The sequence below is a fragment of the Pseudomonas sp. p1(2021b) genome (assembly GCF_020151015.1).
In the GTDB taxonomy this organism is placed as follows: Bacteria; Pseudomonadota; Gammaproteobacteria; order Pseudomonadales; family Pseudomonadaceae; genus Aquipseudomonas; species Aquipseudomonas putida_K.
Genome location: NZ_CP083746.1, coordinates 423,402 through 440,000, shown reverse-complemented (window position 1 = coordinate 440,000; position 16,599 = coordinate 423,402). Strand labels below are relative to the sequence as shown.

The window sequence follows — 16,599 nt, the reverse complement described above, 5'->3', positions numbered from 1 at the left end:
GACTCGACCAATACCTCTTCCGCACCGCGCTTGATAAGCGCCAGCTGCTCTTCAACCGACTTCATAGACAGACCCGCAAGGCTCAGATTCAAGGGGAGCCAACCATACAAGATCGGCCGTCAAATACAAGTTTCGCAAAGGAATGTGACCCGAAAGGTGTATCGCGGCGTCTACGCGCCCTTGCGCGAAAATGGATTTGGTTATATTTTATACAGTTATTTCATCTTCATCATGTCATTCATCTTTTCCATTTCACTTTTTTCAAAGTCACCTCACCTATGACCAACGAGACGCCTAAAGCGCCCCCGCTTTATCCGAAAAGCCATTTGTTGGCCGCCAGCGGCATCGCCGCCTTGCTCAGCCTGGCTTTGCTGGTATTTCCCTCCAGCGAAGTCGAAGCCAAGAAGACCACCCTTAGCCTCGAGCTGGAGACCCCGGCAGAACAGCTGAAGGACGAGTCCAAGGCCGCCCCTCTGATCCAAACCGAAGGCGACAAAGGCTCGCCCTTCGCCCAGATCGAGAACAAAGAGCCTGCGACCACGCAAACCGCCGAGCAGGCGCCTGCTGCCGAGGAGAAGGCGGAGGAAAACGCCGACGCCAAGCTTCCCGGCCATCGCGAAGTCACCGTCGCCCGCGGCGATACGCTGTCCACCCTGTTCGCCAAGGTCGGGTTGCCGAGCAATGTGGTCCATGACGTCCTGGCCAGCGGCAAGCAGGCCAAGCAGTTCAGCCGACTCAAACACGGCCAGGTGCTGCAGTTCGAACTCGACAAGGACGGCCAGCTGGCGAGCCTGCACAGCAAGGTCAGCAACCTCGAGACCATTCGCCTGACCAAGACCGCCAAGGGCTACAGCTTCGATCGCGAAGTCAGCAAGCCAGTGGTGCGTACCGCCTACGCCCATGGTGTGATCAAAAGCTCGCTGTCGGCTTCCGCCAAGCGCGCCGGGCTGTCCCACAGCCTGACCATGGACATGGCGCGGGTGTTGGGCTACGACATCGACTTCGCCCAGGACATCCGCCCAGGCGATGAATTCGACGTGGTCTACGAGCAGAAGGTCATGGACGGCAAGGTAGTCGGCACCGGCAATATCCTTTCCGCCCGCTTCACCAACCGCGGCAAGACCTACACCGCCGTGCGCTACACCAACAAGCAGGGCAACACCAGCTACTACACCGCCGACGGCAACAGCCTGCGCAAGGCATTCATCCGTACGCCGGTGGACTTCGCCCGCATCAGCTCGCGCTTCTCTGCAGGCCGCAAGCACCCGATCCTGAACAAGATCCGGGCCCACAAAGGCGTCGACTACGCAGCCCCTCGCGGTACGCCAATCAAGGCTGCCGGTGACGGCAAGGTCCTGCTGGCAGGCCGTCGCGGCGGCTACGGCAACACCGTGATCATCGCCCACGGCAACTCCTACAAGACCCTCTACGGTCACATGCAGGGCTTCGCCAAGGGCATCAAGACCGGCAGCTCGGTCAAGCAAGGCCAGATCATCGGCTATATCGGTACCACCGGGCTGTCCACCGGGCCGCACCTGCACTATGAGTTCCAGGTCAACGGCGTGCACGTCGACCCGCTGAGCCGCAAGCTACCCATGGCCGACCCGATCGCCCGCGCCGAGCGCCAGCGCTTCCTGCAACAGAGCAAGCCCCTGATCGCCCGCATGGACCAGGAAAAGGCCACCATGCTCGCTGCCAACAAGCGCTGACCCATGGCGCTCTATCTGGGTGTGATGTCCGGAACCAGCCTCGACGGCCTGGACATCGCACTGATCGACCAAGGCGAGCAGACCCGTCTGCTCGCCACCCACTACACCCCCATGCCCGCCGACCTTCGCCAGGACTTGCTCGCCCTTTGCGCCAGCGGCCCTGACGAAATCGCTCGCGCCTGCCTCGCGGAAAACCGCTGGGCCACCCTCGCCGCCGATGGCATCCACCGACTCCTGGCAAGCCAGGGCCTGGATGCCGCCGCCATTCGCGCGATCGGCAGCCACGGCCAGACCATCCGCCACGAACCTGCGCGCGGTTTCACCGTGCAGATCGGCAACCCGGCCCTGCTGGCAGAGCTCACAGGCGTGTGCGTAGTAGGGGACTTCCGGCGCCGCGATGTGGCAGCAGGCGGCCAAGGCGCGCCCTTGGTACCGGCTTTCCACGAGGCACTGTTCGGCCATCTGGGTCAACAGGTCGCCATTCTCAACGTCGGCGGGTTCAGCAACCTCAGCCTGATCGAACAGGACAAGCCAGTTCATGGCTTCGACTGTGGCCCAGGCAATGTGCTGCTCGATGCCTGGATCGAACGCAAGCGCGGCGAGGCCTACGATGCCGACGGCAACTGGGCGGCCAGCGGCAGCGTATGCAGCGACCTGCTCGCCCACCTGCTCGCCGACCCGTTCTTCGCCGGAACCGGCCCCAAGAGCACTGGCCGTGAGGTGTTCAACCTCCCCTGGCTGGACACCCACCTGGCGGCATTGCCGAACTACCGGGACGAAGATATCCAGGCGACCCTGCTGGAACTGACCGCCCGCAGCATCATCGATTCGCTACGCAGCGCCCAACCCCACACCGAAACCCTGCTGGTATGCGGGGGTGGCGCGCGCAACGGCGCGTTGATGCGTCGGTTGGCAGCCTTGCTGCCGTCAGCCCAGGTCGATAGCACTGCGGCCTACGGCGTCGACCCGGACTGGGTCGAGGCCATGGCGTTCGCCTGGCTGGCCCATTGCTGCCTCGAAGGCGTTCCAGCCAACCGTCCGAGCGTCACGGCAGCCAAAGGGCTGCGTGTACTCGGCGCGATCTACCCGGCTTGATGCCCACGCAGAAAGCAAAACGCCGCGCATAAGCGCGGCGTTCTCATTACAGGCCAGGCTCAGATCGAGAACGACGAGCCGCAGCCGCAGGTGGTGGTGGCGTTAGGGTTCTTGATCACGAAGCGCGACCCTTCCAGGCCTTCCTGGTAGTCCACCTCGGCGCCCGCCAGGTATTGGAAGCTCATCGGGTCCACGACCAGGGAAACCCCCTCGCGCTCGACCACGGTGTCGTCTTCGGCTACTTCCTCATCGAAGGTGAAGCCGTACTGGAACCCCGAGCAGCCGCCGCCGGTCACGAACACACGCAGCTTCAGGCGATCATTGCCCTCTTCGGTGACCAGGGTCTTCACCTTGTGCGCAGCACCTTGGGTGAATTCCAAAGCCGTGGGGGTGAAGGTTTCGACGCTCATGTTGACTCTCCCGGCGCAATGCCGCCATAAAACTCGATGACGCGCATTATCCGCTTCTCCGAGAAAATCGGTCAAGAATTGTGCGGCTTTGGTCGTGCTCGGCAAAAATGGGGGCGTTATGCCCCCCTCATGTGTGGCTCGGGCCGTCGATCAGGGCAGCAGGCCCGCATGCCCCAGGCCCATGCGCTCGTCCAGGCCGAACAGGATGTTCAGGTTCTGTACTGCCTGGCCGGAGGCGCCCTTGACCAGGTTGTCGATCACCGACAGCACGACCACCAGGTCGCCACCCTGTGGCCGGTGCACCGCAATGCGGCAGACGTTGGCGCCTCGCACGCTGCGGGTCTCCGGATGGCTGCCTGCCGGCATTACATCGACGAACGGCTCATCGGCATAACGTTTCTCGAACAGCGCCTGCAGGTCGACGCTGGTATCGGCGACGGTTGCATAAAGGGTGGCATGGATGCCGCGGATCATCGGGGTCAGATGCGGTACGAAGGTCAGGCCGACATCCTTGCCTGCAGCCAGACGCAAGCCCTGGCTGATCTCCGGCAGGTGACGGTGCCCCTTGACTGCATAGGCCTTCATACTTTCGCCAGCCTCGCAGAACAACGAGCCCACCGCTGCGCCACGCCCTGCGCCGCTGACACCGGACTTGCAGTCGGCGATCAACCGCGCTGGGTCGGCCAGGCCGGCTTCCAGCAGCGGCAGGAAGCCCAGCTGGGTAGCGGTCGGGTAGCAACCCGGAACAGCGATCAGACGCGCCTGGCGGATCTTCTCGCGGTTGACCTCGGGCAAGCCATAGACCGCGTCCTTGAGCAGCTCCGGCGCGCCATGGGGCTGGCCGTACCACTTGCCCCACTCCACCGCATCCTGAAGACGGAAGTCAGCGGACAGGTCGATGACCTTGGTACCTGCTGCCAGCAACTCGCCCGCCAGGGCATGGGCGACACCATGGGGCGTGGCGAAGAACACCACGTCACAGGCGCCCAGGGTCTTGCTGTCCGGCACGCTGAAGGCCAGCCCGTCGTAATGGCCGCGCAGGTTCGGATACATGTCGGCGACCGCCACGCCCGCCTCGGAGCGCGAGGTGATGACCGCGACCTCGGCCTGTGGGTGCTGTGCCAGCAGACGCAACAGTTCGACGCCGGTGTAACCCGTGCCGCCGACGATACCGACCTTGATCATAACGCTTGCCCCTTATCAACGAGCCAACTAGAAAACGCACGATAATAGGGGGCCGGGGGCTCTGTAACAACTCTTCGGATGCCCCGTCGGGCGCTTGGCCTTTACTATCTGACGACCGTGAAACCTGAAGGAACTTCCCGATGCTCTATCTATGGATCAAGGCCCTGCACATCATCAGCGTCGTCTGCTGGTTCGCCGGGCTGTTCTACCTGCCGCGGCTGTTCGTCTACCATGCCCAGAGCCAGGACAGCATCAGCCAGGAGCGCTTCGTCACCATGGAGCGCAAGCTGTACCGTGGCATCATGAACCCGGCCATGATCGCCACCTATGTCTTCGGTGGCTGGATGCTCTACCTCAACCCCGGCTGGCTGAGCCAGGGTTGGCTGCACGCCAAGCTCACCCTGGTGGCCCTGCTGACCGTCTACCACCACATGTGCGGCGCCCAGCGCAAACGCTTCGCCGCAGGCAGCAATACCCGCAGCCATGTGTACTACCGTTGGTTCAACGAAGTGCCGGTGCTGTTCCTGCTGGGCATCGTGGTGCTGGTGGTGGTCAAGCCCTTCTGAGCCCTGGCGCCTGGCTGGCCCTGGTAGCAAAAGGCAACACCTTCTTTGGCCAAGCTGTACACTAGGCGCCCTCTTCAGCCCCCAGGAGCCTTGCATGACCCGTTACGCCATGATCACCGGAGCTTCCAGCGGCCTGGGCCTGGCCCTGGCGGAAGCACTGGCACGGCGCGGGCGCAACCTGATCCTGGTGGCTCGCCACCGCGAAACCCTGGAGCCCGTGGCCATCGAGCTGACCCAGCGCTTCGGTGTCGAAGTTCTGTTCCGCGCCTGCGACCTGAGCCAGCCCCTGCGCCTTTCGGGCTTCGTGCTCGAGCTGGAGGAAGGTGAGCGGCGCATCGACCTGCTGGTCAATTGCGCGGCCCAGCGTACCTACGGCCCCTTCCTGGCCCATGAGTGGGCAGACGAACAGGACCTGCTCGAGGTCAATATCCTTGCCCTGAGCCGCCTGTGCCATGCCATCGGCAACCTGATGGCGGTGCAGGGTGGCGGGCAGATCCTCAACGTCGCCTCCCTGGCTAGCGCAGCGCCCGGCCCCTGGATGGCTGCCTATGCAGCCAGCAAGGCGTATGTGGTGAGTTTCTCCGAGGCGCTGCGCGAAGAACTCAAGCGAACCGGGATCAAGGTTTCCGTGCTGTGCCCCGGCCCGGTGCGCTCGTCGCGCCGCCGGATTCCCCGCCTCGAAGGCAGCACGCGCTGCCTGAGCCCTGAAGAGGTGGCGCTCTACACCGTGCGCGCACTGGACAAGAACCGCGCCGTGATCATGCCGGGCCGGCGCAACCGCTGGCTGGCGGCGCTGCCACGCGTGATGCCACGCTGGCTCACGCGCAAGCTGGCCGGCCTGGTCAACCGCCGCTATTGCCCGGTCGGCTTCCAATAGCCACTGGGCGAGCGTCGCCGCGCTGGGTACACTCGGCCCGACCCTCACCATGGAGCAAGTGCTGTGGAGACTATCTTCACCAAGATCATCAACCGGGAGATCCCGGCGAAGATCATCTACGAGGACGACCAGGTTCTGGCCTTCCACGATATCGCCCCGCAGGCGCCGGTGCATTTTCTGGTCATCCCGAAAAAGCCCATCCGCACCCTCAACGACCTGACCGAAGAAGACAAAGGCCTGGCCGGCCATATCCTGTTCACCGCGCAGCGCCTGGCCAAGGAGCTGGGCTGCGAGGAAGGCTTCCGCGTGGTCATGAACTGCAACGAGTTGGGCGGCCAGACCGTCTACCACATCCACATGCACGTGCTCGGCCAGCGCCAGATGCACTGGCCGCCGGGCTGATCCAAGGCAACCCCCTGCCCATCGATTGCGGTAAACTGTCGGGCACACTCTAGCGGAGGTGCCCGATGGCTACCGAACGTCACTACTCGCCGCTCGACCGCTTGTTGCTGCAGGCCGATACCGCCATGCGCACCTTGCTGCCTTTCAGCGGCCAACCCGCCCGCCCGTCCCCGGCCATCGTCCAGCCGGATGCGGAACTGGACGAAAGCCAGACCCGCCACGTCGCCGGCCTGATGCGCATCAACCATACCGGTGAAGTCTGCGCCCAGGCGCTCTACCAGGGCCAGGCCCTGACCGCCAAGCTGCCACAAGTGCGCAAGGCCATGGAGCATGCCGCCGAGGAAGAAGTCGACCACCTGGCCTGGTGCGAACAGCGCATCCGTCAGCTGGGCAGCCACCCCAGCGTGCTCAACCCGCTGTTCTATGGCATGTCGTTTGGTATCGGCGCCCTCGCCGGCCTGGTCAGCGACAAGGTCAGCCTAGGCTTCGTCGCGGCCACCGAACATCAGGTGTGCAAGCACCTGGATGAGCACTTGGAGCAGATCCCCCAGGAAGACGAAAAGTCCCGTGCCATTCTCGAACAGATGCGTGTCGACGAAGAACAGCACGCCGAGTCGGCCCTCGAGGCCGGCGGTTATCGCTTCCCGGCCCCGATTCGCCTGGGCATGAGCCTGATGGCCAAGGTGATGACCAAGAGCACCTATCGCATCTAGGACGCCATCGATGACGGAACGATTCGACGCCAGGGACCTGGCACGCGCCGTGGAAGCGGGCATCCTCCAGCCGGGCCAGGACCAGGCCCTGCTGGGCTTCCTGCGCCAACAACCGCAAAGCCGCGGCACTTTCCAGCTGGCCCACGTGGCATTCTATTTCGGCGCCTTGCTGATCATGGCGGCCATGGGCTGGCTGCTCACCGAAGCGTGGATGCGCATCGGCGATGGCGCACTACTGGCCGTCGCCGTGCTCTATATCGCCTTGCTGACCCTGTTCGCCCTGTCCTTGCAGCGCCGCGGGCAACCCATCGCGGGTGGTGTATTGGCGGCGGTCGCGGTAAGCATCGTGCCGCTGGCCGTGTTCGCCATCGAACTCATGGCAGGTTGGTGGCCACTGGGTGACAGCCAGTCGGACTATCACCAGTACTACACCTACGTGCAAGGTGGCTGGGTGGTGATGGAAGCGGCCACGGTGATCGTCGGCCTGCTGATGCTGCGCCTGGTCCCCTTCCCTTTCATCGTCATGCCCATTGCCGTGGCCTTGTGGTTCATGTCGATGGACCTGAGCGAGTGGTTCTACGGCTCGCCGTTCAGTTGGGAGCAGCGGCGTACCGTCTCGCTGTGGTTCGGCCTGGTGTTGCTGCTGGTCTTCATCGTGGTGGATGGCCGTACGCGTCGGGACTATGCCGGCTGGGGCTACCTGGCCGGGTTGGCCGCATTCTGGGGCGGGCTGACACTGCTGGACAGCGGCAGCGAGCTGGGCAAGGCGCTCTACTGCCTGATCAACCTTGGCCTGATGGGCCTGGCGGTGCTGCTGCGTCGGGCTGTGTTCATGGTCTTTGGTGCCATGGGCGTAGCGGCCTACCTGGGCTACCTTTCCTATGAGGTCTTCGCCGAGTCGCTGCTGTTCCCGGTGGTGCTGACGCTGATCGGCCTTGGTGTGATCGGCCTGGGGCTGGCTTATCAGAAGCGCCGGGAGCACCTCAGTCAATCGCTGCGGGCGCGCCTGCCGGGGTGGCTGCGCCAAGCGCTGCCGGCGCTGCGCGACTGAAACCCCTGCTTAGTGCCGAGGCTTGCGCCGCACCTGCAGGAGCGGCGCAAGCAAGGCGGCTCAACCCAGCTCGACGATCTCATAGCCATGGGTGATTTCCACCCCAGCCCGATCGAGCATGATGGACGCCGAGCAGTACTTCTCCGCCGACAGTTCCACCGCACGCTTGACCTGGGCTTCCTTGAGCCCGCGCCCCTTGACCACGAAGTTCAGGTGGATCTTGGTGAACACCTTGGGGTCTTCGCTTGCGCGTTCGGCTTCCAGGAAGGCTTCACAGCTTTCCACGGCCTGGCGGGACTTCTTCAGGATGCTGACCACGTCGAAGCTGCTGCAGCCACCCAGGCCGAGCAGCAGCATTTCCATCGGGCGCACGCCCAGGTTGCGCCCGCCCGCCTCGGGAGGCCCGTCCATGACCACGACATGGCCGCTCCCCGACTCGCCGAGGAACATCGCTTCACCGGCCCACTGGATGCGTGCCTTCATGTATCTGGACTCCCTAAATTTCAGAAAAGGCCGTCAGCTTAGTCCTTGTGGCGCTGTCGGAAAAGCTCAAGACGCGTCGCTTTCATGCCGATACAAACAGCAACGTCTGATAAGCTGACGCCAAATGACTGGCGCCTGAGGCCAGCATCCTATAAAAAGCCCATGCGTCGCATCGAACAGGATTTCGTGATGGTTGCTCCAGCCCTGCCCGCCAAGATCAAGAACATCGACAAACTGCTGGCCCACTGCCAGCGACGCCGCTACAACGCCAAGAGCAACATCATCTGCGCAGGCGACCGGGCAGAGACACTGTCGTTCATCATCAAGGGCTCGGTGACCATCCTGATCGAAGATGACGATGGCCATGAAATGATCATCGCCTACCTCAACAGCGGCGATTTCTTCGGCGAGCTGGGCCTGTTCGAGTCCGCAGGCCAGGCGCAACAGCGCAGCGCCTGGGTTCGCGCCAAGACCGAATGTGAAGTGGCCGAGATCAGCTACGACAAGTTCCGCGACCTGGCCCGCCACGACCCGGACATCCTCTACGCCCTCGGCAGCCAGATGGCCCAGCGCCTGCGCAACACCACGCGCAAGGTCGGCGACCTGGCCTTCTTCGATGTCACCGGGCGTGTCGCCCGTTGCCTGCTGGACCTGTGCAAGCAACCCGACGCCATGACCCACCCGGACGGCATGCAGATCAAGATCACCCGTCAGGAGATCGGGCGTATCGTCGGTTGCTCACGGGAGATGGTCGGCCGCGTCCTCAAGGACCTCGAAGAACGCAGCCTGGTGCAGGTCAAGGGCAAGACCATGGTGGTCCACGGCACCCGCTAGTCGCGCGGGATCGACGCGATCACCTCGGCATAGGCCTGGCTGAGGCGCTCGAACCAGGGCGCCTGCGGCACCACCTCGTGCAAGGCGATATGGCTGTCGGCGCGGCAGCGTTGCTCCAGCCCGCAACATTCATTGAAGCGATTGACCGCCGCGACCATCGACTCACGTTCGTTGTCCAGCAACAGCGCACCGTGCACCAACACCACTGCCCGCTTGCCGCCCAGGCCCTGGCGCCAGCGCTGGGCGGTGCCGACCAGCTTGCGGCCATTGAGGTTGACGTTGTAGCGCCCATCACAGAACGCACCATCGATTTCCCCGACCGACGCCACGCCGCCCCACTCGCGCAGCACGTCGCACAATGGCAGGCACAAACGCTCATAGGCGTTTTCGATGCGACCATGATCACCCTCGCTGCGCGGCGCCACATAGACCAGCGCCACATTCACCGTGGTATGGGACTGCGGCACCGGCTCACCGCCGGTTTCACGCAGCAGCACCGGCCACCCTGCAATCGCCAGCTCCGCACAGGCAGCTTCGAAGTTGTCCAGGCGGCTCATGCGTCGTGGCATCACCAAGGCATGGTCGGTGGGGCGCCAGAACAATACGCCAGAATCGCGTTCGCCGCGGCAGACGGCGGCCAACAGGTCCTGCTCGGCGTGCAGGCCTTGCTCAACGGTCAGTGCCAAGGGTTGGTCGCTCATCAACTTTACCTTTGATAGTTTTTTCGCCGGGCCCAATCGCGGGGCAAGCCCGCTCCCACGGAGTTCCCGCTGACCAGACGAGCAATAGCTCTTGTAGGAGCGGGCTTGTCCCGCGATCGGGCCATGACAATCACATAAAAAAGCCGGCAAACGCCGGCTTTCGATTCGATCAGTCCAACGCCTGACCCACGGTCTTCACCGCCCGCTCGGGGAAGAACAAACGCTGCAACTCCAGCCCCGGCTGCTCGGCGCGCATGAATGCCTCACCCACCAGGAACGAGTACACCTCGTTGATCTCCATCAGCTCCACGTCAGCGCGATTGAGGATGCCGCTCTCGGTGATGGCCAGCCGGTCACGCGGGATACGTGGCAACAGGTCGAGGGTGGTTTCCAGGCTGACCTCGAAGGTGTGCAGGTTACGGTTGTTCACCCCTACCAGTGGTGTATCGAGGGTGTTCAGGGCGCGCTCCAGCTCGTCACCGTCATGCACTTCCACCAGCACGTCGAGCCCGACGTCCTTGGCGGTGGCCGCCAGTTCAGCCATGCGCACGTCATCCAGCGCGGCGACGATGAGCAACACGCAGTCGGCGCCCAGGGCGCGGGCTTCCACGACCTGGTACGGGTCGATCAGGAAATCCTTGCGAATCACCGGCAGCGCGCAGGCGGCGCGGGCCTGTTGCAGGTAGGCATCGCCGCCCTGGAAGTAGTCCACATCGGTCAGCACCGACAGGCAGGTCGCCCCACCTTTCTCGTAGCTGACCGCGATGTCGGCGGGCACGAAATGTTCGCGGATCACCCCCTTGCTGGGCGAAGCCTTCTTGATTTCGGCGATCACCGCCGGCTGCTTGCGCTTGGCCTGTTCGATCAACGCCTGGGCAAAGCCACGCGGCGCATCGGCTGCCTTGGCCAGGCGCTCGACCTCGGCCAGGCTGACCCGGGCACTGCGCTCGGCCACTTCCTCGACCTTGCGGGCAAGGATCTTCTCCAGCACCGTCGGCACGCTCATGCTTCGTTCTCCTGCTTGAATACGGCGGTAAAGGCACCCAGCTCCTGCAGCTTCTCCCAGGCAAGGCCAGTGTGCAGCACGTCATGGGCCAGCTCGACGCCGCCCTTGAGGGTCATCGCATGATCGGCGGCATACAGGGCCGCACCGGCATTGAGCACGATCATTTCGGCAGCCTTCTGGCCGTTCTCGGTCTTGCGCCGGCCAAGCGCATCGCGGATCAGCTCCAGCGAAGCCTGCGGCCCCTCGACCGCCAGGCCATGCAGGCTCTGGCTCTTCATGCCAAGGTCTTCGGGCTCGACCCAGTATTCGGTGATCTGGTCATTCTTCAGTTCGGCCACGAAGGTCGGCGCGGCGAGGCTGAACTCGTCCAGGCCGTCCTTGGAATGCACCACCAGCACATGCTTGCTGCCCAGGCGCTGCAACACTTCGGCCAAGGGGCGGCACAAGGCCTGGGTGAACACTCCGACCACCTGGTGCTTCACACCGGCCGGATTCGTAAGCGGGCCAAGCATGTTGAACAGCGTGCGCAGCCCCAGGTCACGGCGTGGGCCAGCGGCGTACTTCATGGCACTGTGGTGGGTCTGGGCGAACATGAAGCCGATCCCCAGGCTGTCGATGCAGCGGGCGACCTGGACCGGGGTCAGGTTCAAATAGATACCAGCAGCCTCCAGCAGGTCAGCACTGCCGCTCTTGCCGGAAACCGCGCGGTTACCATGCTTGGCCACGGTGCAACCGGCCGCCGCCAGGACGAAGGACGACGCGGTGGACACGTTGAAAATATTGGCACCGTCGCCGCCGGTACCGACGATGTCGACGACACCGTCCAGGGTCTTGAGCTCGACCTTGTCGGCCAGCTCACGCATCACCGACACGGCGCCGACGATCTCGTCGATGCTCTCGCTCTTCATGCGCATGCCCATCAGGAAGGCACCGATCTGTGCCTCGCTGCACTGGCCGGTCATGATCTGGCGCATGACGTCGCGCATTTCCTCGGTGGTGAGGTCCAGGTGGCCGACGATACGGCCCAGCGCGCTCTTGATATCCATGTTCGATCCTTAGCGGCGGCCGCCGGTCTGCTTGAGGAAGTTGGCGAACAGTTCGTGCCCCTGCTCGGTGAGGATCGATTCGGGGTGGAACTGCACCCCTTCGATGTTCAGCGTCTTGTGGCGCAGGCCCATGATCTCGTCGACCGAGCCATCGGCGTGGGCGGTCCAGGCCGTCACTTCCAGGCAGTCGGGCAAGGTTTCACGCTTGACCACCAGGGAATGGTAGCGGGTCACGGTGAGCGGGTTGTTGAGCCCGGCGAACACACCCAGGTCGCGATGGTGGACCGGGCTGGTCTTGCCGTGCATCACCTGGCGGGCACGTACCACGTCACCGCCGAAGGCCTGGCCGATGGACTGGTGCCCAAGACACACGCCGAGGATCGGCAGCTTGCCGGCAAAATGCAGGATGGCCTCGATGGAGACGCCCGCCTCGCTCGGTGTGCAGGGCCCGGGAGAAACCACGATGCGCTCGGGGTTGAGGGCTTCGATCTGGTCGATGGTCATTTCATCGTTGCGAATGACCTTGACCTCGGCACCCAGCTCGCCCAGGTATTGAACGACGTTGTAGGTGAAGGAGTCGTAATTGTCGATCATCAGTAACATCGGGTTGAACCTCTTGAATCTACTGACTTTGAATTCGAACCTTCCAGCGCCGGACGCAAAGGCGGGCTATCGCGCGAGGTGCGCTCGGTGAAACAGCTGGGAGGCAAACGGGGACGGGCCGGGCTGGCCGGCAGGAGATAAAGTCAGGCGCGCCAACGCCAACGGGCGTGGGCCTTGATAACGCGCATCAAGAGTTTGCTGACGATCAACACAGGATTAGGTCTCGCTCATACGTCACGGCACAGTAGCCTACCGGGACGGCGGGTGCAATATGCCCGTAAACACGGCGAAACGAATCCACTCGGGAAGAATGACCACAGGTTTGCTAAGGTCAATCGGCTTGTCCTGATAAAAACAATGAAAAGGATCTTTCTCCATGCAAAAACCACCCTTTCTTCGCTCCTTGCTGGGCCTGCTGGCCCTTTCCTGCAGCCATGCCATGGCAGCGCCGTCGCCCTACTCCTCGATGATCGTGTTCGGCGACAGCCTCAGCGATGCCGGGCAGTTCGGCCTGCGCTTCACCAACCGCAACGCCGATGGCAGCTATGCGCCGGTCACGCCGATGATCCTCGGCAGCCGGCTGGGGGTCGCGCCCGAGGAGCTGAACCCCTCCACCTCCATTGGCACCCGGCCCGATGGCAACAACTGGGCCGTCGGCGGCTACACCACCCAACAGATACTCGATTCGATCCTCGAGACCTCGCGCACCGTCATTCCGCCCGGCCGCCCTGGGGCGGGCACGGTATTGCGCGAGCGCGACGGCTACCTGGCCAATGGCAAGCTCGCCGACCCCAACGCCTTGTACTACCTGACCGGTGGCGGCAATGACTTCCTCCAAGGCCTGGTCAATACCCCGGCAGACGCCGCAGCTGCAGGCGGGCGCCTGGCGGCCAGCGCCCAGGCACTGCAACAGGGTGGAGCACGTTACATCATGGTCTGGCTGTTGCCAGACCTGGGCCAGACACCCAACTACAGCGGCACGCCACTGGAAGGCCCGCTGTCGCAATTGTCCGGCGTATTCAACCAGTCATTGCTGAACCAGCTCGGGCAGATCGATGCCCAGATCATCCCGCTGAACATCCCGATGCTGCTCCAGGAAGCCCTGGCGAGCCCCGCCGAGTTCGGCCTGGCGACCGACCAGAACCTGGTCGGCACCTGCTACAGCGGCGAAGGCTGCGTGGGCAACCCGGTGTATGGCGCCAACGGCACCGCGCCGGACCCGACCAAGCTGCTGTTCAACGACTCGGTCCACCCGACCATCGCCGGCCAGCAACTGATCGCCGACTATGGCTATTCGATCCTGGCCGCCCCCTGGGAACTGACGCTGCTGCCAGAAATGGCCCACGGCAATCTCCGTACCCACCAGGACGAATTGCGCAATCAATGGCAGGCCCCTTGGCAGGCGGTTGGCCAATGGCAACCGTTCGTCGCCACGGGCGCCCAGGATTTGGACTTCGACGGCCAGCGCAGCGGCGCCAGCGGTGATGGCCGCGGCTACAACCTGACCCTGGGCGGCAGCTACCGGCTCGACGACGCCTGGCGCATCGGCCTGGCCGCAGGCGTGAACCGGCAAAAACTCGAAGCCGGCGAGCACGACTCGGACTACAAGCTCGACAGCTACCTCGCCACGGTATTCGCCCAGTATCGCCAAGGCCGGTGGTGGGGGGACGCGGCGTTGACCGCCGGGCACCTGGACTACCACGACCTCAAGCGCACCTTCGCGCTCGGCGCCGGCGAGCGCAGCGAGAAAGGCGACACCGATGGCGAAGCCTGGGCGGTCACGGGCCGGCTGGGGTACAACCTGGCGGCCGAGCAAAGCGTCTGGCAATTGTCGCCCTTCGTCAGCGCTGACTACGCGCGGGTCAAGGTCGATGGCTACGAGGAGAAAAGCGGACGCTCCACGGCCCTGGCATTCGATGACCAGGAGCGGACGTCGCGACGCCTGGGGCTTGGCCTGCAAGGCGGCTATCAGTTCACGCCGGGTACCCGGCTGTTCGCCGAAGTCGCTCGTGAGCATGAGTTCGAAGACGATCGCCAAGACCTGACCATGCACCTGACCAGCCTGCCGGCCCACGACTTCACGCTTACAGGCTATACGCCGGACAGTAACCTGACGCGGGTCAGCCTGGGGCTTACCCATGAGCTGGTGGCGGGGGTGCATGTGCGCGGGAACTACAACTGGCGCAAGAGTGATGACGTGACCCAGCAAGGCGTGAGCCTGGCATTGAGCCTGGACTTTTGAACGCAGGGGCCGCAGTGCGGCCCATCGCGGGGCAAGCCCGCTCCTACAAAGGCCGCCGCTGACGCTGTAGGTGCGGGCTTGTCCCGCGATGGGCTGCCAGGCAGCCCCAAAAAGAAACGGCGCCCTTCCGGCGCCGTTCAATCATGCAAGGTCCATCAGGCTTGTGGCGTCTGCTCCGCCAGGGCCACCGCGCGGAACATCGCCCGGCGCTTGTTGATGGTTTCTTCCCACTCCAACGCTGGCACCGAGTCGGCCACGATGCCACCACCGGCCTGCACATGCAGCTCGCCGTCCTTGATCACCGCAGTGCGGATGGCGATGGCGGTATCCATGTTGCCATTCCAGGCAAAATAGCCCACCGCGCCTCCGTAGACGCCACGCTTGACCGGCTCCAGCTCGTCGATGATCTCCATCGCGCGGATCTTCGGCGCCCCCGACAAGGTCCCGGCCGGCAGAATCGCACGCAGCGCATCCATCGCGGTCAGCCCTTCGCGCAGTTGGCCGGTGACGTTGGAAACGATGTGCATGACGTTGGAGTAGCGCTCGATAACCATCTTCTCGGTCAGGCGCACGCTGCCAGTGGACGACACCCGCCCCACATCGTTGCGCCCCAGGTCGATGAGCATCAGGTGCTCGGCAATTTCCTTGTCGTCGGACAACAGATCATCTTCCAGCGCCCGGTCGGCTTCCTCGGTCGCGCCACGCGGGCGGGTACCGGCGATCGGCCGCACGGTGACCAGGTTGTCCTCGACCCGTACCAGCACCTCGGGGGAGCTGCCGACCACATGGAAGTCGCCGAAGTTGAAGAAGTACATGTACGGCGTCGGGTTGAAGCAACGCAAGGCACGGTACAGGTCGATCGGCGCGGCCTTGAAGTCGATGGACATACGCTGGGACGGCACCACCTGCATGCAGTCGCCGGCCAGGATGTATTCCTTGATGCGCCCCACCGCATTCTCGTAGTCCTCGCGGGTATAGCTGGAGCGAAACGCCGGCTCCGCGGCGAGCGGGCCGCTCAGGTCCAGGCCGCGGCGCGGGGTGATCGGCTCGCGCAGCTTGGCCAGCAGGCCCTGCAAGCGGGCCTGACCCTGTTCGTAGGCCTGCTCCTGGGCCGGGTCGACCAGCACGATGGCGTGCATCTTGCCGGCCAGGTTGTCGAACACCACCACAGCGTCGGAGACCATCAGCAGGATATCCGGCACACCCAGCGGGTCCGGGTTCGGGCACGCCCCCAGGCGCTTTTCCACATAGCGCACGCAGTCATAGCCGAAGTAACCGACCAGGCCGCCGTTGAAACGCGGCAGGCCCGGAATGTCGGCCACCTTGTAGCGGTCCTTGAAGGCCTCGACGAAGGCCAGAGGGTCTTCCACCTCGTGGCTTTCCACCTGCTCGCCATCCTGCAGGATGCTCGCCTGGTAGCCATGCACCCGCAGCACAGTGCGCGACGGCAGGCCGATCATCGAGTAACGGCCCCACTTCTCGCCGCCCTGCACAGACTCGAGCAGGTAGGAATTGGGTTGGTCGGCCAGCTTCAGGTAGATCGACAGCGGCGTGTCGAAGTCGGCCAGGGTTTCACAGGCCAGGGGAATGCGGTTATAGCCGGCAGCGGCCAGGCGCAGGAATTCTTCGCGGGTCATGGGTAGCCTCGTGGCAAGCAGCAATAGGGTCGGGCAAGC

At 64.0% G+C, this 16,599-nt stretch carries 18 protein-coding genes (1 of these 18 cut by a window edge); 9 read left to right on the top strand and 9 right to left on the bottom strand.

The features are described 5' to 3' along the window. Positions 1–65, bottom strand: partial view of a tyrosine--tRNA ligase gene (gene tyrS / locus K8374_RS01925; RefSeq protein WP_224457750.1) — the 5' end (the start) only. It extends 1,135 nt beyond the left edge of the window; the window shows 65 of its 1,200 coding nt (coding positions 1–65); its start codon is at positions 63–65; its stop codon lies beyond the left edge, outside the window. Positions 66–278: 213 nt separating this feature from the next. Here tyrS and K8374_RS01920 point away from each other — a divergent pair, with 213 nt between their 5' ends. Together K8374_RS01920 and K8374_RS01915 are read left to right on the top strand one after the other, a co-directional pair. Next, positions 279–1,709: a peptidoglycan DD-metalloendopeptidase family protein gene (locus K8374_RS01920; RefSeq protein WP_224457749.1), complete on the top strand. Its 1,431-nt coding sequence runs from the start codon at positions 279–281 to the stop codon at positions 1,707–1,709. A gap of 3 nt (positions 1,710–1,712) precedes the next feature. Next, the gene (locus K8374_RS01915; protein WP_224457748.1) at positions 1,713–2,804 is read left to right on the top strand and encodes an anhydro-N-acetylmuramic acid kinase; all 1,092 of its coding nucleotides are present in this window, start codon (positions 1,713–1,715) and stop codon (positions 2,802–2,804) included. Positions 2,805–2,863: 59 nt separating this feature from the next. Here the strand turns inward: K8374_RS01915 and erpA are convergent, their stop codons facing one another. After that, positions 2,864–3,214, bottom strand: coding sequence for an iron-sulfur cluster insertion protein ErpA (erpA, locus tag K8374_RS01910; RefSeq protein WP_084856129.1), 351 nt, complete (start codon positions 3,212–3,214; stop codon positions 2,864–2,866). A gap of 150 nt (positions 3,215–3,364) precedes the next feature. Continuing rightward, positions 3,365–4,399, bottom strand: coding sequence for an N-acetyl-gamma-glutamyl-phosphate reductase (gene argC, locus K8374_RS01905; RefSeq protein WP_224457747.1), 1,035 nt, complete (start codon positions 4,397–4,399; stop codon positions 3,365–3,367). A gap of 140 nt (positions 4,400–4,539) precedes the next feature. On the opposite strand from argC, the gene hemJ reads away from it, so the two are divergent. From hemJ to K8374_RS01880, 5 genes are all read left to right on the top strand, one after another. Then, positions 4,540–4,965: a protoporphyrinogen oxidase HemJ gene (gene hemJ / locus K8374_RS01900; RefSeq protein ID WP_224457746.1), complete on the top strand. Its 426-nt coding sequence runs from the start codon at positions 4,540–4,542 to the stop codon at positions 4,963–4,965. Positions 4,966–5,059: 94 nt separating this feature from the next. Further along, positions 5,060–5,842, top strand: coding sequence for an SDR family NAD(P)-dependent oxidoreductase (locus tag K8374_RS01895; RefSeq protein WP_224457745.1), 783 nt, complete (start codon positions 5,060–5,062; stop codon positions 5,840–5,842). A 63-nt stretch (positions 5,843–5,905) separates the two neighbouring features. Beyond that, positions 5,906–6,244 (top strand): histidine triad nucleotide-binding protein, encoded by a 339-nt coding sequence (locus tag K8374_RS01890; RefSeq protein ID WP_224457744.1) that lies wholly within the window; start codon positions 5,906–5,908, stop codon positions 6,242–6,244. Between the two features lie 65 nt (positions 6,245–6,309). Further along, complete coding sequence (coq7, locus tag K8374_RS01885; protein ID WP_224457743.1) at positions 6,310–6,957, top strand: 2-polyprenyl-3-methyl-6-methoxy-1,4-benzoquinone monooxygenase; 648 nt, start codon at positions 6,310–6,312, stop codon at positions 6,955–6,957. A 10-nt stretch (positions 6,958–6,967) separates the two neighbouring features. Next, positions 6,968–8,008, top strand: coding sequence for a DUF2157 domain-containing protein (locus K8374_RS01880; protein ID WP_224457742.1), 1,041 nt, complete (start codon positions 6,968–6,970; stop codon positions 8,006–8,008). A gap of 60 nt (positions 8,009–8,068) precedes the next feature. Here K8374_RS01880 and K8374_RS01875 read toward each other — a convergent pair whose 3' ends face one another. Further along, positions 8,069–8,491: an OsmC family protein gene (locus K8374_RS01875; RefSeq protein WP_028689009.1), complete on the bottom strand. Its 423-nt coding sequence runs from the start codon at positions 8,489–8,491 to the stop codon at positions 8,069–8,071. Positions 8,492–8,680: 189 nt separating this feature from the next. On the opposite strand from K8374_RS01875, the gene crp reads away from it, so the two are divergent. Next, a complete protein-coding gene (gene crp / locus K8374_RS01870) occupies positions 8,681–9,325 on the top strand; it encodes a cAMP-activated global transcriptional regulator CRP (RefSeq protein WP_224457741.1) in 645 nt (214 codons plus the stop codon). On the opposite strand, the gene K8374_RS01865 is transcribed toward crp, so the two are convergent. The 4 genes from K8374_RS01865 to K8374_RS01850 all read right to left on the bottom strand — a co-directional run bounded on the left by K8374_RS01865 (position 9,322) and on the right by K8374_RS01850 (position 12,681). Then, entirely contained in the window at positions 9,322–10,026 is a 705-nt protein-coding gene (locus K8374_RS01865; protein ID WP_224457740.1) for a biotin/lipoate A/B protein ligase family protein, read from the bottom strand. The genes crp and K8374_RS01865 overlap by 4 nt on opposite strands. A gap of 169 nt (positions 10,027–10,195) precedes the next feature. Beyond that, positions 10,196–11,032, bottom strand: coding sequence for an indole-3-glycerol phosphate synthase TrpC (gene trpC, locus K8374_RS01860; protein WP_084856144.1), 837 nt, complete (start codon positions 11,030–11,032; stop codon positions 10,196–10,198). Then, positions 11,029–12,078, bottom strand: coding sequence for an anthranilate phosphoribosyltransferase (gene trpD / locus K8374_RS01855; RefSeq protein WP_224457739.1), 1,050 nt, complete (start codon positions 12,076–12,078; stop codon positions 11,029–11,031). The genes trpC and trpD overlap by 4 nt, the downstream gene beginning before the upstream one ends. 9 nt (positions 12,079–12,087) lie before the next feature. Further along, positions 12,088–12,681, bottom strand: a complete 594-nt coding sequence (locus tag K8374_RS01850) for an aminodeoxychorismate/anthranilate synthase component II (RefSeq protein ID WP_224457738.1) — start codon at positions 12,679–12,681, stop codon at positions 12,088–12,090. Positions 12,682–13,057: 376 nt separating this feature from the next. Here K8374_RS01850 and estP point away from each other — a divergent pair, with 376 nt between their 5' ends. Next, positions 13,058–14,923 carry an esterase EstP gene (estP, locus tag K8374_RS01845; protein ID WP_224457737.1) on the top strand — a complete coding sequence of 622 codons (1,866 nt, stop codon included), beginning with the start codon at positions 13,058–13,060 and terminating at the stop codon, positions 14,921–14,923. 155 nt (positions 14,924–15,078) lie between these two features. Here estP and trpE read toward each other — a convergent pair whose 3' ends face one another. Beyond that, positions 15,079–16,560: an anthranilate synthase component I gene (trpE, locus tag K8374_RS01840; RefSeq protein ID WP_224457736.1), complete on the bottom strand. Its 1,482-nt coding sequence runs from the start codon at positions 16,558–16,560 to the stop codon at positions 15,079–15,081. Positions 16,561–16,599 lie beyond the last annotated feature (39 nt).

Excerpts from the sequence above, each read along its gene's own strand:
- K8374_RS01920 (WP_224457749.1), top strand. The coding sequence starts at position 279 with ATGACCAACGAGACGCCTAAAGCGCCCCCGCTTTATCCGAAAAGCCAT.
- K8374_RS01915 (WP_224457748.1), top strand. The coding sequence starts at position 1,713 with ATGGCGCTCTATCTGGGTGTGATGTCCGGAACCAGCCTCGACGGCCTG.
- erpA (WP_084856129.1), bottom strand. The coding sequence starts at position 3,214 with ATGAGCGTCGAAACCTTCACCCCCACGGCTTTGGAATTCACCCAAGGT.
- argC (WP_224457747.1), bottom strand. The coding sequence starts at position 4,399 with ATGATCAAGGTCGGTATCGTCGGCGGCACGGGTTACACCGGCGTCGAA.
- hemJ (WP_224457746.1), top strand. The coding sequence starts at position 4,540 with ATGCTCTATCTATGGATCAAGGCCCTGCACATCATCAGCGTCGTCTGC.
- K8374_RS01895 (WP_224457745.1), top strand. The coding sequence starts at position 5,060 with ATGACCCGTTACGCCATGATCACCGGAGCTTCCAGCGGCCTGGGCCTG.
- coq7 (WP_224457743.1), top strand. The coding sequence starts at position 6,310 with ATGGCTACCGAACGTCACTACTCGCCGCTCGACCGCTTGTTGCTGCAG.
- K8374_RS01880 (WP_224457742.1), top strand. The coding sequence starts at position 6,968 with ATGACGGAACGATTCGACGCCAGGGACCTGGCACGCGCCGTGGAAGCG.
- K8374_RS01875 (WP_028689009.1), bottom strand. The coding sequence starts at position 8,491 with ATGAAGGCACGCATCCAGTGGGCCGGTGAAGCGATGTTCCTCGGCGAG.
- crp (WP_224457741.1), top strand. The coding sequence starts at position 8,681 with ATGGTTGCTCCAGCCCTGCCCGCCAAGATCAAGAACATCGACAAACTG.
- K8374_RS01865 (WP_224457740.1), bottom strand. The coding sequence starts at position 10,026 with ATGAGCGACCAACCCTTGGCACTGACCGTTGAGCAAGGCCTGCACGCC.
- trpC (WP_084856144.1), bottom strand. The coding sequence starts at position 11,032 with ATGAGCGTGCCGACGGTGCTGGAGAAGATCCTTGCCCGCAAGGTCGAG.
- trpD (WP_224457739.1), bottom strand. The coding sequence starts at position 12,078 with ATGGATATCAAGAGCGCGCTGGGCCGTATCGTCGGCCACCTGGACCTC.
- K8374_RS01850 (WP_224457738.1), bottom strand. The coding sequence starts at position 12,681 with ATGTTACTGATGATCGACAATTACGACTCCTTCACCTACAACGTCGTT.
- estP (WP_224457737.1), top strand. The coding sequence starts at position 13,058 with ATGCAAAAACCACCCTTTCTTCGCTCCTTGCTGGGCCTGCTGGCCCTT.
- trpE (WP_224457736.1), bottom strand. The coding sequence starts at position 16,560 with ATGACCCGCGAAGAATTCCTGCGCCTGGCCGCTGCCGGCTATAACCGC.